Below are 14192 nucleotides of genomic sequence, written 5' to 3' on the forward strand. Positions count from 1 at the left end.
AATGGTAATTGAACGACATAAAAGGATTGGTATGGAGATGATTCCATATCAATCCTTTTATTTATGAAAAATTAAGTTCGTACTGGTTCACGTAGTTTCTTGTTGTACTTCAAGTAGACATTAGTATAAGGGTGTTTACTTTCTGCATGCCAAGGTTTGACGTGACCACAGAAATGAATTAATTTTGGATTTTCACGTGTTTCAGCGTAAAGTTTCAAAAGTTCAGTCCGTGGTGGAACAAGCGCGTCTAACACAATGTTAGATTGGGCATTCCATTTTGGATGTAAGTGTAACCACTTGTCGTATAAAATCGCGTTTAGCGCATCTTGATCATGGAAACGTAGTTTTTCTGGATTATGGTTAATATAGTCTAAGACGCGTTGAGTAACTGCTTGGGAACGCCAGCTAACTAGGTCAATTAACATCATGCCAGAGTTGAAATATTTACTATTATCATGCGTGATACCCATGTGTTCTAATCGATCATGGAAACCAGCATCTTCTACAGCGGCTAGAACGTTGCCTTCCAGTGAGGTTTGCCATAAATCATGTAGATTGGTGTTAGCGATAATATCGCAATCAAGGTAAATGGCACGATTAATATTTGGCAATAATTCTGGTGCTAAGATTCGATAATAGGCAGATTTTAGGATGCGATCACTTTCAACCGCATTTTCTAGTAGCTTTTCATCAACTTTAACGATTTTAATTGAAGCGTTATCGTAACGTGAAATTACACTTCCTAAAATTAACATATCACGTTGATCTAGATGATCGGGGAGAAGGTAGAAATTGTATTGATTTTCTGAGTCATTCTCCAAAATTGAAATATAAGAAGTTGCCAAAGCTTCCACAAAAGCTGAATTAGCGGCAGAAATAACATTAACCACGCCACGATTGATTTCTAATTCGTTAAGTTCTTCGTGGTATTCATCCAAATAAGGATGTTCACTAAGCGTTTTCCAAGGTTTTTCATGTGTTGTAAAATGGACGATTGCCGGACTTTTGATGGCTTCGTTGATCAATTGATCGTAGGCTTCGTTAATTGGACGGTGTTTTCTGAAGACAATCGAATTTTGTAAGTTCCATTTAGGATGTAGCATTTGAACATGGCCCGCGAGAACGGCATTTAAGGCGTCCTGATCATGGAAAATAATGAGATGTGATTGATGTTTAATGTAATTTAAAGTTTTTTCGGTAATGTGGTTTTCATTCCACTTTTTAATATCAATCACTAAAATTCCAGAGTTGAAATAGATATTATTTGCAGCAACTACTGGGTCGACTCCTAGACGATTAAGAGCAAAAGCTTGGCCGGTATCGATCACCGCACCCACAATGTTATGGTTCAATTCCGCATCGTACAACTCGGTTAAATCGTGGCGAACCAATAGATCAACATCTAAGTAAAGAATTCGATCGATATTACGTTTTGCTAGTAATTGGGGAGCCAAAATTCGGTAATATGCAGTTTTGTTAATATGGCTGTTGGTAGGACAAAAAGCAAAGACCGATGGATCCAAATCAAGGTACTCAACCGTGTGCAATCCATGTGCAAGTTTTTTTAAAGCTAGCTTAGTAGAATTACTAAGGTTGTTAGATAGCACAATAAAATTAACACGTGTTTTTTTGTTTAGGTTTTCAAGTGTTGTTTTTATGGTGATCTGTAGTTGGTCGGCATAATTTTCGTCGGCAGCTAATAAAACATTAATATTTTTCAAATTATTGCACCCCTTTTCTTAGTTTGTGGTCACATTATATAAGCGTGTAAACAAAAAAGTAAAGTAATAAGCAATATATATTATAAGTTGAGCAGAATGTTTGCTAAAGCTTACTCAAGCCGATATAATTCGAGGTAATTAATGCAAGTAATTTTTAGGTTGATGGGAGGATGCTTATTATGAGTGTAGTAGTGCCGATTTATAAAGTTAGACTTGGACATAGTGAAGTAGAAACACCTGATCTAGTGTTAGGAGTTACTAACGTGATGCGTGGCGACAATACGGTACGCGGTATTTTAAAAGGCGGTGATGATTTAGTATTGTCAGTGCTACAAGCTCGCAATGGCGAGGCCTTAGTGGGTGACCAATGGATTAAATTTCAAATCCACGATTTAGGAGATCAAGTGGAAGTGAAATGCGATCCAAGCTTTAATATTGCCGATGCATTCTTAAAAATTCAATAAAAAGCTGACGAAATGAACGTAAGTTGCCTCGGATTTGACATTCGATTAAGCATCTTTGCTTCATGTGAAAATAAGTACAAAAAGTAAGACGAAAATAAAAAACTTCAATCGCGATTAAGCAAAGATTGAAGTTTTTTATTTTTTACTTAGATTCTTTGATTTTTTCGGCGATGAAGTCGGCTGAACGACGTAACTTGTAGCGTTCTTCATCGGTAAGTTCGAGTTGGAGCTGTTCTAAAATACCGTCACGTCCGACCACGGCCGGATATGAAAGATAGGTACCATATTCTTCACGATAATTGGAAACGGGAAGAACTTCATGAGCATCATTTAAAACTACATTAGCCAAACGAACGGCAGCGGCAGCAACCCCATAGTTAGTATAGTGTTTACCAACCATTACATAGCGACCGCCCATCCGAGCGTCTTCGTTGATTTGATCTAAGTCTAAATTCCGAGCTTGAGCTAACTTTTTGATTGGTTGGTCAAGAACAGTAACCGTGGACCAAGCGGTAAATTGTGAATTACCATGTTCACCGAGGTTATATCCAGATACCGAGCGAGGGTCAACGCCTAAACCTTTGCCGACGGCGCGCTTCATGCGGGCTGAATCAAGTAGAGTACCAGTTCCAATAACATGCGCTTTAGGTAAGCCGGTGGCTTCTTGGTAAAGTGCGGTAATTACATCTACTGGATTAGTAATTGGAATTAAAATACCATTAAATCCAGATGCTTTAATGGCTTCAGCGACCGCCTGAACTTGTTCACGGTTGTGCGGAAGTTCAGCAAAACGGTCATTATCAGGGTTATCAGTTAAAGCAATCTTACCCAAAGCAGAAATAATTACGTCTGCATCTTTGAGGGCACGATAATCATTTACGATAATGTTTGTGTGACTGGTTAAATTGGGCATTGCATCTTCAAAATCAAGTGCATCAGCACCAACCTTTGCTTCATTTTTATCTATTAAAACTAGGTCGTCAGCGTAGCCGTTTGTGATAATTTGTTGAGCGACTGCTTGACCAACGTGACCCATACCAATGATTCCAATTTTTCGTGTCATTATCCATCACCTCTACCCATATTTTAAGGCACATTTTTGAAAAAAGCTAACGTTAAAGTGCTTTGAAGAAATTAAGGATTAATTTGTTTCAAGGCTGCCTTGGGAACGTCTTTTTTATCAACTTTACTCCAAGAAATAACTTGATTTCGTTTCGCATTGTAGCCAATTTTCAAATATGCGTGGAGCTTTAATGGACGTTCTAGGTTTCCGTTAAATTTAACCGTTATCTTTTGACTAGCTTGGTTATAAGCAGGTTGGTGGTAAGCATAATTCACATAACTACGATTGGAATCATCTTTTTCCACAAATTTAGTGCCTTTATCGACGATTTGAGTGTAGTAATCCTGAGTACCATAGTTAGAGTTATACCAGAAATAGGCGCTTCCAAAAGTAATTAAAAGAATTACGACGACCACGCCACTGATAATCATTCCTTTTCGCATAAGTAAACCTCCTAGTTTTTAGAGATTAATAAAATTCCCAAGGCTATCCAACCTAGTAAAATTAAAGCAGTTAATTTTTTATAGATAACTAATAGTGCAATGTATTCACGGATTAAAGCACTAGGTAAAAAGTAGAATGAAGTTGGTGATCCTACACCGTTAGCATTTAAGCCAGCTTTACGCGCATAGATTACGCCACGTAAGACGTGGTAATTATTAGTAGCAAAAATAATTTGAGGCGGTTGGGTTCCCTGCCAATCGGCTTCAATTTTCTGCTTGGAAAACTGCATATTTTCGAAAGTAGTAGTAGATTGGTCTTCTAAAATAATTTTGTCTTCGGGTACGGATTGGTTTCTCAAGTACTTAGCCATGGCAAAAGCTTCTGAGACGGGTTCATCAGGTCCTTGTCCGCCACTTACCACAATTTTCACAGCGCCATTTTGTCTTCGATAATATTCGAGGGCTTTATCCAAGCGTCCTTTTAAGAGTGGAGTTACGGTTTCAGATCGTACCCCCGCTCCTAAAACAATAATATAATCCACGTTGCCTTTGATCGGAACCACTTGATAAAGAAATGAATAAAAGAGATAACAAACAAAAATGAAAGTTAAAGTTACATCAATCCCTAAAAGGGTAAGCAAAATTCCAACGAAGCGTCCTAAAAATTGATTCAAAAACAAAATAGCTAAACCAGCAACCAACATGAATAAAAAATTAAGGCCTAAAATAAGCGATAATTTGGCAGTTAAACTTTTGCCTTCACGAGTTTGCATAATGTAGGTGTTAACAATCAAACTGAAGCCGATTACTAACGGCGTCAAAACAATTCCTAAAAGTAGGAAGACCGCAAGGCTAATAATTCCAGTTCTTGAACCTCCTGCCAGATAATTAGCAATCCACAAAGTGGATAATAAAGCTAAGTTAATGCAACTACCAGCAAAAACAATCCCCGCAATAAAATCTCGCCGATCTAAATATAAATAAGTTCCGGAAATCAAAAAAATAATTATCGAAATACCAATTATAAACATAGCAGAGCCCCCAATGTTATTGATTTAGTCATAATTGTGTTGAGGTGCATTAATAACTCACCTAAATTATCATAAAAAGGTCCTGCAATCAAACTATAAGCTGATTACAGAACCTTTTTCAAAAAATTGTTAGTTTAAATAGTAAACGTTCCGATACATCATCGGTTTAGATGGAGAAATAATGATATTACCGAAGCCGGAATGGTGGATGGCATCGGGAAGCATTTGAGGTTCGATTGCTAATCCGATGTTGGCTGCCATATCTTGATTGCCATTAATTTTGAATGGCTCTTGTGGCTCATTAGTAGTAAAGAGGGTAAAGGCATTGGCAGAAGTTTGAACCCGTATCTTACGACCAGATTCAGGATCTTCCAGCGTAAGTTGAGGCGCTTCGATGCTAGGTTCAACTTTGAAAGCAGTGTCTAATCCGTCTGATACTTGATCAAGGATGGATTGCATTGAAGTTGGATGGTGCAAGTCATACGGTGTGCCATCCACGTTTAATAAATTACCAGTGGGAATTAACTCTGCATCAACTTCTGCGATTACATCGCTTTTTAATTCAATTTGATGTTGCTTAATTGAACGCTTAGCATCCCCGCTAAGATTAAAGTACATATGATTAGTGGGGTTGAAGAGGGTTTGTTTAGAAGCGTGACCGATATAAGTTATCGAAAATTCATTTCGGTTATTTAAACGGAAAATAGCATCGATGGTTAAATCACCAGGAAAGCCATTTTCACCGTCAATACTAAAACGTTTAAGAACTAAACCGACTTCTTCTGGGCGGATAAATTTACTGATTTTCTTCCAATTAACGTAGCTAAGTGAAGGCTTATTACCTCCGTGTAAAGTATTTTGACCTTCATTTTGATTTAATTGGTAATCGCGCCACTTACCATCTTTAATCCGGCCGGCAACCCGCGCAACCGAAGCACCAAAATAATCGTTGTGCTTTGGATAAGTTTGGGGATTATCAAAGCCTAAGACAATATTTTCGACATTCCCTTTTTTATCAGGGGTATTTACAGCGACTACCGTAGCCCCTAGGGTACTGATAGTAACAGAAACATGGTTGTCATTAGAAAGCGTGTACCAATTTACGTTTTGGAACTCTTCTTTATTAATCTTCAAAATACAATCCCTCCTATGTCTTCTTATAATTGATTTTATCACAATGAAACCGATTACAGTTAGCTTTATGATGAATGTTTTTGTTTTACTTTAAGTAAGTAAAGAGCTATAATTTATTAACTAACAAAAAGTAAGGGTAGGTAGAAAATTGGCAAAAACATCTAAGATTATTAAAGAACAAAAAATTGAAGAAACGGTAGCTAGATATGCAGAGTTGCGTCGTGAACTTAAGGCGAATAAAGATTACCGAGCTCTAAGTCAGCTTCCTCGTAATGCTTCTCCAACTAGGATGCATCGGCGTGACAGCCTAGACGGAAGACCACACGCCTACATGCGGAAGTTTGGAATGTCGCGTCTAAACTTTAGAAGACTAGCACATGAAGGCCAGATTCCAGGAGTTAGAAAAGCTTCTTGGTAAAATAATGATGAGTTGTAGCAAAGTAAACCATATCGGTGGTCTTGGCTACAGCTTTTTTTGTTTCAAAGAATGCTAAAAATAAAGTGGTAAGATGGTAGATGAGTTAATTCTAAAAGAGAAAGAAGTTTTGTCATTGAAGTTACGAACTCTGATTTACGTGATCATGTCCACGTTTTTATTCAGTTCAATGGAGATTGCGCTTAAAATTGCGGGAGGAACTTTCAATCCCATCCAATTAAATTTTGTGCGTTTCCTCTTGGGCGGCTTGTTGTTACTACCTTTTACATTACAGCGATTAAGAAGGGAACAACGTCACTTAACAGGACGAGATATTGCAGCCTTTTCATTAACTGGATTTTCGTGCGTGTTGGTTAGTATGACCTTGTATCAATTAGCAATTCAGATGTCCTTGCCGGCCACGATTGCGATTCTGTTGAGTGCCAACCCAGCCTTTGGGATGTTAATCGGACTAGTTTTACTGAAAGAGAAAATGTCACGGACTAATACGTTGGCCGTTATTTTAACTTTAGCGGGCTTACTTGTAATTGTTAATCCATTTAATTTAACTAACCCAATGGGAATTACACTGGGACTTTTAAGTTCAATCACCTTCGCCATTTATGGCATCTTAACTCGATTAAGTTCGAATAAGCTAGGCTTTGGCGGAATGACAATGACGTGTTTTTCGTTTATTGCAGGTGCGATTGAGTTGGGAATTTTCATGGCAATTACTCACATTCCAGCTGTCAGTCAAGCCCTTAGCGGATTACAAGGTTTCAGTGATGTTCCATTTTTCCAAGGAATCACCTGGTCTAATATTCTATTAGTTGCCTACATAAGTTTTTTTGTAACCGGATTGGGATTCGGTTTATACTTCCTTGTAATGGAAGAAGCGGGGGTCCCTATTGCTTCTTTGATTTTCTTTATCAAACCAGCGCTGGCTCCAATCCTATCCCTAATTGTTTTAGGTGATCCAATTCATACCAACACGATTGTTGGAATTATTATTATTTTAATTGGTTCAGTAGTTACTCTTACTGGTGAACGAATTGCTACTAGAATGAGTCGGAAATAAATTTAAATTAAAAAACGAATTAAAAGATGATACTTTTAATTCGTTTTTTTTTAGCTTAATTCTTAACCTTGATTTCACAAATAAGAAGCTAAATTATACTATAATGGACTAATAATTAACGGAAAAATCAGGTGGAAACACGAGGAAATGAAAAATGATATTTTTTATTAATGCACAAATGCCAGAAAAGAAGTCCGGAATTGAACACGCGCAGTTAAAGCGCCTTAAGCTCTTTAATAAAATGCACCGAGAGGCTCGTATTGTTTTGCGAGATTGGAGTCCAGAAACTCATCGACTTACCGCCTTAGCAGGAATCGATGATGAACATGTAATTAGCATGTTTGATTACTACCAACAGGCGATGCACGTTGAAAATAAGATTGTCACGCCTCCAGATTTAGATTTAGGAGTTGAAAATCTGAAATTCAGTTCAGATTTTGATCACCAGCGTTATTTAGCGGAAACCATTGATGGTCAATTAGTTGCCAGAATCAATGTTGATATTAAAGATGATCATGTGTTATCAACTGAACTCTTTGATGGATTTGGCAATCTTTACCGAGTTGATCATTATGATAGTCGTGGTTTTATCTCGCTTAGTCAGTGGTATACCCCCGATAATCAAATTGGGACTGAAGAATGGAAAACACCAGAAGGTCGAGTAGCGATTGAGGCTTTTACCAGAAAAAATGCGCAAGGCGAGATGAAACAATCAGCCTGGAAATTAACAACGCAAGCTGGAAAAGTTTATCAATTTGACACAATCGAAGAGCTGACAAAACATTTTTTTGATGATTTAAATAATGACTTTTGGTCAGAAACGCAACCTAATATCTATATTTTAGATCGGGATCATTTAGGCGATTGGGCGCTCTTAAATATGGAAAAACCCGCCTATCGGGTGATTCATTTACACAATTCGCATGCAACTGATGCTCAAAATCCAATGCATTCAACTTTAAACCAACACTATGAGTTTGCCTTGAAATCAATGGATCGTTATGACGCATTTATCAGCGCTACCAAAAAGCAGACCCAAGATGTACGGGCTCGTTTCCAACCCAAAACACATTTATTCACTATTCCAGTTGGGATTGTTCCAGAACAACTGTTAAACAGTAAACGAGTTGCGGTTAAAGAACGCCAATTTGGTAAAATTGTTGCATTTGCGCGGATTGCTTGGGAAAAACATCTAGATGATTTGGTCCGAGCCGTCGCATTGGTTCACCAGGTAGTCCCTGAAGTTACCTTAGATCTTTACGGCTATGCGGATGGTTCTAATAATTACGAGGCTCGACGATTAGTAGAAGAGGTTATCGAAGCCAATCAATTAGAAGACGTAGTCAAATTGAAGGGTTACACTACCGATATTGATAAAGTTGAAAATAACGCAATGATGTTTGGTCTAACTTCTCGAATGGAAGGATTTAATTTGGCGGTAATGGAAGGCATTGCTCATGGATTGATTTCATTTTCATACGATGTTAATTATGGACCAAATGAAATTGTAGAAGATGGTGTAAATGGTAAGGTGGTTCCTTATGGAGATTATGAAGCCCTCGCTCAAGCCATGATTAAAGTGCTAAAAGACCCACAATTAGCCCAGAAATATTCAACCGGAGCCTACGATTCAGCTGAGCGTTACTCGGATGAAAATGTTTGGCACGCGTGGGAAGAATTGTTGCAAGATGCTGAAAATTGTTGGCCAGATAAGTTGAAGGCGATGCCAGAATATCGTGGGGAGGTCCGTAAGTAATGAAATATTTTGTTAGTCGTAGTATTTACACTTTTAATTCTGGAGTGGAACACTCGCAAGCCAATCGTACCCTGCTATTTAACGCCAGTGGCGACCAGGCTCGGTATGTTACTAGAGATTATAATCGCTTATGGGTTAGGGATGCTGAGCGAGTTAACTTAAATTCAACCAATGTTTTGAATATGTATGATTTCTTTCAGGGAACTAGTGCGGTAGAGTGCGTTCAATTACCAGTTCGCGAATTTAAGCAACTGGCATTAAATGAATATCAATTGGTCGAACATGGAGCTGACTACTCAACGGTCGACCATGCCGGTCGCCAATTAGCTCGAATTAATATTATGCCTGGAACGGTCGGTTTAGTGGGTGATATTGAATATTATGATCGCTTTGAAACCGTTGTTAGTCGAGAAAACTTTGATTGGCGCGGATTTAAGTCTTCAATTGATTACTTTCACCCCGATGGCTCCCTAGGCGTACGGCGTTTTTTGAATTTGGCAGGCGAAGTGGTTCTTGAAAATACCTACATGAATGTTGAAGGGCAATTACAGCCTACGATGTGGAAATTAGTTAATTATCATGGAAAGAATTATCGATTTGACACGGAAGATCAGTTATTTCTATTTTTCTTAAATGAAGTTACCCAACAAACGACCGATAATGTAGTGGTATCCGATCACCGTGAGCTTGATTATGTGATTGCTGATGTAGAAAATGCTACCTCTAAATGGGTTGCTTTGCATGGTTCACACGTGGATCAAGGTGGAACTCCTTTTGCTGCATATTCAATTGCCCTCCAAATCCGGGCTCAAGATTTTGATGGAATTATTGTTCCTACACAAGAACAACAGTTGGAACTTAAAGAGCAGTTTCCTGAGTTAAATGTCCAAGTCGCCCCTGATGTGGCGATTAGTCCCGAATTAATCAATTCCAAACCGGTCTGGTTACGGGACCGAATTGCGGGACGAATTATTTTTAGTGGTCGACTAGAAGCTGATAAACGACCAATGGAAGCCTTAAAAGCCTTCTTTAAGGTGCTCGAACAGTTCCCTGACGCTTCGTTGGAATTTAGGGGATATACTAACGACCAAAACCTGTTAAATGAAATGAAAAATTTAGTCGAACAACGTGGAGTTCAAGCTCAGGTTATCTTTGGTAATTATCTTACGGATAATGAAATTCAATCATTTTATAATCGTGCACAAGTTATAGTCAATACTTCGGTTAGTGAAGCTGCCGGTATGAACCTGATTGAAGCGATGGCGCACGGCGTTCCAGTGGTATCTTTTGATACTAAGTATGGATTGCATAGTTTAATTGAAAAAGATAAGAATGGGTATATTGTTACTAACGGGGATTATGCACAGATGGCGCGCCGAATTCAAAAAATCTTAAGTGACGATGTTCTCTGGGCTCAATTAAGCCAAGGTGCTTACGCTAAAGCTCAGGAGTACCGTTTCGATGAAGTTTATCAAAAGTGGCATGCTATCTTAAAATAAAAATAAGCTGTGGAAAGTTTTTAACTTTTACCACAGCTTATTTTTTGTACTTTTTAATTATTTAATAACGCGAAAACGATCTTCGTCATTCATGAATTCTTTGTCACCGGCAGGTTGTTCAATTGAACCAAATGGCATTTGGGCTTTAAGGGTCCAGTTAGCCGGAATATCAAATTTATCAGCGATGAACTTGTCAGCAATTGGATTGTAATGTTGTAATGATGCCCCAATGCCTTCATTAGCAAGCGTTGTCCAAACATCCATGTTGGCAATTCCCATTCCGTGTTCACCAAACATGTCGAAAGCATCCTTATACAATGGGAAGTTAGTTTTAAGGTCCTCGATAACTTTTTCATCAGTATAGAATAATACTGTACCAACTCCAGCCTTAAAAGCTCCTTCCACCTTGGCTTTGGAAGCTTGGAAAGCCTCTTCGTTCGGAACCTCACCATGAAGAATGTCTAGAATGCCATCCCATAGTTCATCATGGGCCTTACCGAATAGGATTACGGCGCGGACCGTTTGACTGTTAAAAGCTGAAGGACTTTGACGGATAGCTTCTTTAATTAAATCAGTAATTTCATCTTCACTGAGTGAAACATTTTTACCAAGAGCGTAAATTGAACGACGTTTTTTAATTGCATCTAAGAATGAATTTGACATATTTAAAATCCCCTTTAAAGTTACTTACTTTTTATTAGTAACTTAAGTATAGGGATATTTTAAAACAATTGCAAGCATTTTGAAAAATTCTGTTTGACCGATGATAAATACACTGTAATAATTAAAGTTAATAACCGAAGTGGTGGAGGATGAAGCTTTGAAAAAGATTAGTACAATTTTAGTTTCAATAATGACCTTATTTTTGCTAGCAGCTTGTGGAAAGAATGCTAAGCCAGAAACAACAACTAAAGAGGATACTGTCCAAAAAACAGCAACTAAATTAAAAGTAGATACAAAAAAAGAGAAAACCAATGCTTTGGGTAATGCTTTAATTAATATTAAAACTAATGCCAAGGCAGAAGTTAAAATTACCAATTTAAAGACACGAAAAACCGAAGTTGCCAAGGCAGATGCTGAAGGTAAAGTAGTTTACAATGTTCATTTAGGTAAGAAAGTTAAGTCGATTCAATTTGAAATTGGATCAACGGCTAGTGGGCATACAGCTAGTTCAACAATTAAAGTTACTATTATTAATAATTCAGACGCGTATACAGAGTGGGCGGCTAATAGTGCATCGACATCTACAGATGCTGATGCAGTTAGTATGGATGAATCATCTTCCAGTGAAGAAAGTAGTGTAGATACTCAATCAACGGACCAAAGTGCAGATACTACGGGAGTCGATACCACTACGGATGCTGCTAACAACACCCCAGCTGGTGGGGCAGCAACTACTGGAACTGCGGGTAATACAGGTGGCAGTAACTACACTCCGGCTAATGCTGGAAATACCACTTCGAATGCTAATTCGACGGCTAATAATTCAACTGCCAATTCTACCACTACGGATTCCGATGCGGCTGCTGATAATGGTGCCAATGATGTGGCAGTGCAGACTGTTACTGAAAAAGATACGGAAAACTAATATAAAAAACGCGAAACAAGTTGCGGGCCTTGACCCTTAAATTTGTTTCGCGTTTTTAATTTAAATGGATTAAGCTTGGAATTTCGCTAAATGATTAACGGGTCCATACTTATGACCTACTGCGATTGGGTTGGCAATTGCAGCGGTAACAAATTTTTTAGCAATACGGATAGCAGTTGGAATATCAGTTCCCTTAGCGATTTCAGCAGTGATACATGCTGAGAGGACATCGCCAGTACCGTTAACCCGGTCAGTTTCAATGTATGGTTCACTAAGCCAAAAACTGGAGCCATCTTCCAAGAGAACGAAGTCACGAACTTCGGTTTGTTCACCCGGTTTGTGCGAACCCTTCAACATCACATTTTTAGCACCCATTTCCTGTAGGATATGAGCAGCTTGGATGGTATCATCGTCATTTTTAATATCAATACCAGTAAGTTTGATTGCTTCATAAAAATTAGGAGTAATCACAGTTGCCAATGGAATGAGTTGTTGCTTTAAAGTTTCGAAAGCTTCTTCTTCAAGTAACAAGGCACCATGCTTGGTAATAATTACAGGATCTAAGACTAGTGGTCCAAAATCAAATTTTTGATAGTTTTTAACGACTGTTTCAATCATGGGACTGTCAGCAAGCATGCCAGTTTTACTAGCACGGATTTTAAAATCAGCTGCAAGAGATTGAAATTCTTGATCAACAAAATCGGTGGGTAGGGCGTGGCTTGCTTGAATACCGTAAGAGTTACCGGCTACGCAGGCAGTCATGACACACATTCCATGAACGTTACGACGTTGGAATGTGTTCATATCTGCTTCCATTCCAGCACTTCCATCTGAATCAGAACCAGCGATAGTTAAAGCTTGTGGAAATTCATTTGACATTAAATTCACACTCCTCATAAATGGTTGATTCAAGGATACCATAATTTAAGAAACTTAATTTAATGGAATTGATTGGAGATTCAAAGCGGCATTTTTAAAAATCAATTTTTGGAGACGAAGAATAGCAGTTTTAACTACAATATTTTCGGCCGTGATTTCAGTTTGAATTAGAGCATTAAACTGATTCCAATGTTTAATAAGTTCGGAAGTGGAATGGAAATTTAATTGGCTAAAAATACTGATAGCAACATTCAAGGTACGGTCAATATTTTCGTCAGTAATATTGCTTGGTAATAATTGAATAAATTGGTGTTGAATAGTCGTGGGATTGGTAATTCCAATGTTTTTAGCAAATTCTCCATGTGAATCTGCCTCCCAAGAATAAAGATCGTGCTGCCAAATCCCTGTTGAAGAGCTGCTAATGGTAATTTGGTGAAAAGGGTGTTCTCCAACTAGTGCGAATAACGACAGCGGTGGAACTAATTCAATAATAGGAATTGGACTTTGATAATGGTCATCAGGTAATCCGGGACTGTCAAAGATAATGGTTTGAATTCGATGACGATGGGTATCAGAAATATCCATGCAAGCTAGAGCAGCAATGGAAGCTCCTTGAGAAAAGCCAACGCAATAGATGTTTTGATTATCGTGCTGTAGGGCTTGGAGGAGATATTGGTGTGCTTGGATTTTTAACTTATTTATGGAAGAAAATGAAAAATGGAGGTCAGCTTTCCAACTTAATAAGGTTCCGTTAGGGCCTCTAAAAGCAATGACTTTAGTGGTTTTTGAAAGAACAAAAGTAGCCGCTAAAAAGCGGTGTGGTCCTTGGACCACATCGCATATTTGAACACTTTGATATCGATTGCTAAAAGCAATTTGTTCTAACATTTGGCGATCAGCAGGTAAAATCAAGTAATTTTCATTATCTACAAATTCAATTAATTTCATGCAAGCTTCCACTAAAGGGGCTGAAGGCTGAGTTAGTACGGCTTCAAAGGGGAGTCCGACCAAACGGCTAAATAAAGCTAAGTCTAATTCGATGGGCTGACTTTCGATTTCGCGCTGATACTCGGCTAAAAAATTAATTAATTTTGTCATCGTGCTATTCACTGTCCTTAGTA

General features: G+C 38.2%; 14 protein-coding genes. 6 read left to right on the forward strand and 8 right to left on the reverse strand.

Translation table 11 applies throughout. The annotated features are described in order from the left end of the window. Positions 1 to 71: 71 nt before the first annotated feature. On the reverse strand, positions 72 to 1721 hold the full coding sequence (locus PEPE_RS01065; protein WP_011672931.1) for a glycosyltransferase family 8 protein: 1650 nt from the start codon (positions 1719 to 1721) through the stop codon (positions 72 to 74). 179 nt (positions 1722 to 1900) lie between these two features. Here PEPE_RS01065 and PEPE_RS01070 point away from each other — a divergent pair, with 179 nt between their 5' ends. Then, positions 1901 to 2185 carry a hypothetical protein gene (locus PEPE_RS01070; protein ID WP_002834480.1) on the forward strand — a complete coding sequence of 95 codons (285 nt, stop codon included), beginning with the start codon at positions 1901 to 1903 and terminating at the stop codon, positions 2183 to 2185. A gap of 142 nt (positions 2186 to 2327) precedes the next feature. Here PEPE_RS01070 and PEPE_RS01075 read toward each other — a convergent pair whose 3' ends face one another. The 4 genes from PEPE_RS01075 to PEPE_RS01090 all read right to left on the reverse strand — a co-directional run bounded on the left by PEPE_RS01075 (position 2328) and on the right by PEPE_RS01090 (position 5856). Then, a complete protein-coding gene (locus PEPE_RS01075) occupies positions 2328 to 3248 on the reverse strand; it encodes an L-lactate dehydrogenase (RefSeq protein WP_011672932.1) in 921 nt (306 codons plus the stop codon). Positions 3249 to 3319: 71 nt separating this feature from the next. Continuing rightward, positions 3320 to 3691 carry a YxeA family protein gene (locus PEPE_RS01080; RefSeq protein ID WP_011672933.1) on the reverse strand — a complete coding sequence of 124 codons (372 nt, stop codon included), beginning with the start codon at positions 3689 to 3691 and terminating at the stop codon, positions 3320 to 3322. 11 nt (positions 3692 to 3702) lie between these two features. Then, positions 3703 to 4722, reverse strand: coding sequence for a YdcF family protein (locus PEPE_RS01085; protein ID WP_011672934.1), 1020 nt, complete (start codon positions 4720 to 4722; stop codon positions 3703 to 3705). A gap of 129 nt (positions 4723 to 4851) precedes the next feature. Then, entirely contained in the window at positions 4852 to 5856 is a 1005-nt protein-coding gene (locus PEPE_RS01090) for an aldose epimerase family protein (protein WP_011672935.1), read from the reverse strand. A gap of 148 nt (positions 5857 to 6004) precedes the next feature. Between PEPE_RS01090 and rpsN the strand changes: the two genes are divergently transcribed. The 4 genes from rpsN to PEPE_RS01110 all read left to right on the forward strand — a co-directional run bounded on the left by rpsN (position 6005) and on the right by PEPE_RS01110 (position 10604). Continuing rightward, positions 6005 to 6274 (forward strand): 30S ribosomal protein S14, encoded by a 270-nt coding sequence (rpsN, locus tag PEPE_RS01095; protein WP_011672936.1) that lies wholly within the window; start codon positions 6005 to 6007, stop codon positions 6272 to 6274. A gap of 91 nt (positions 6275 to 6365) precedes the next feature. After that, positions 6366 to 7349, forward strand: a complete 984-nt coding sequence (locus tag PEPE_RS01100) for a DMT family transporter (RefSeq protein WP_011672937.1) — start codon at positions 6366 to 6368, stop codon at positions 7347 to 7349. 154 nt (positions 7350 to 7503) lie between these two features. Continuing rightward, positions 7504 to 9105, forward strand: a complete 1602-nt coding sequence (locus tag PEPE_RS01105) for a glycosyltransferase family 4 protein (protein WP_011672938.1) — start codon at positions 7504 to 7506, stop codon at positions 9103 to 9105. Then, entirely contained in the window at positions 9105 to 10604 is a 1500-nt protein-coding gene (locus tag PEPE_RS01110) for a glycosyltransferase (protein WP_011672939.1), read from the forward strand. The genes PEPE_RS01105 and PEPE_RS01110 overlap by 1 nt, the downstream gene beginning before the upstream one ends. A gap of 57 nt (positions 10605 to 10661) precedes the next feature. Here PEPE_RS01110 and PEPE_RS01115 read toward each other — a convergent pair whose 3' ends face one another. Continuing rightward, positions 10662 to 11267: a nitroreductase family protein gene (locus PEPE_RS01115; protein ID WP_011672940.1), complete on the reverse strand. Its 606-nt coding sequence runs from the start codon at positions 11265 to 11267 to the stop codon at positions 10662 to 10664. 157 nt (positions 11268 to 11424) lie between these two features. Here PEPE_RS01115 and PEPE_RS01120 point away from each other — a divergent pair, with 157 nt between their 5' ends. Continuing rightward, positions 11425 to 12192 carry an LptM family lipoprotein gene (locus tag PEPE_RS01120; RefSeq protein ID WP_011672941.1) on the forward strand — a complete coding sequence of 256 codons (768 nt, stop codon included), beginning with the start codon at positions 11425 to 11427 and terminating at the stop codon, positions 12190 to 12192. 69 nt (positions 12193 to 12261) lie between these two features. Here PEPE_RS01120 and thiD read toward each other — a convergent pair whose 3' ends face one another. Beyond that, a complete protein-coding gene (gene thiD / locus PEPE_RS01125) occupies positions 12262 to 13071 on the reverse strand; it encodes a bifunctional hydroxymethylpyrimidine kinase/phosphomethylpyrimidine kinase (protein WP_011672942.1) in 810 nt (269 codons plus the stop codon). Between the two features lie 54 nt (positions 13072 to 13125). Then, the gene (locus PEPE_RS01130; RefSeq protein WP_011672943.1) at positions 13126 to 14169 is read right to left on the reverse strand and encodes a DUF2974 domain-containing protein; all 1044 of its coding nucleotides are present in this window, start codon (positions 14167 to 14169) and stop codon (positions 13126 to 13128) included. Positions 14170 to 14192: the final 23 nt, after the last annotated feature.

This window comes from Pediococcus pentosaceus ATCC 25745, from assembly GCF_000014505.1.
In the GTDB taxonomy this organism is placed as follows: Bacteria; Bacillota; Bacilli; order Lactobacillales; family Lactobacillaceae; genus Pediococcus; species Pediococcus pentosaceus.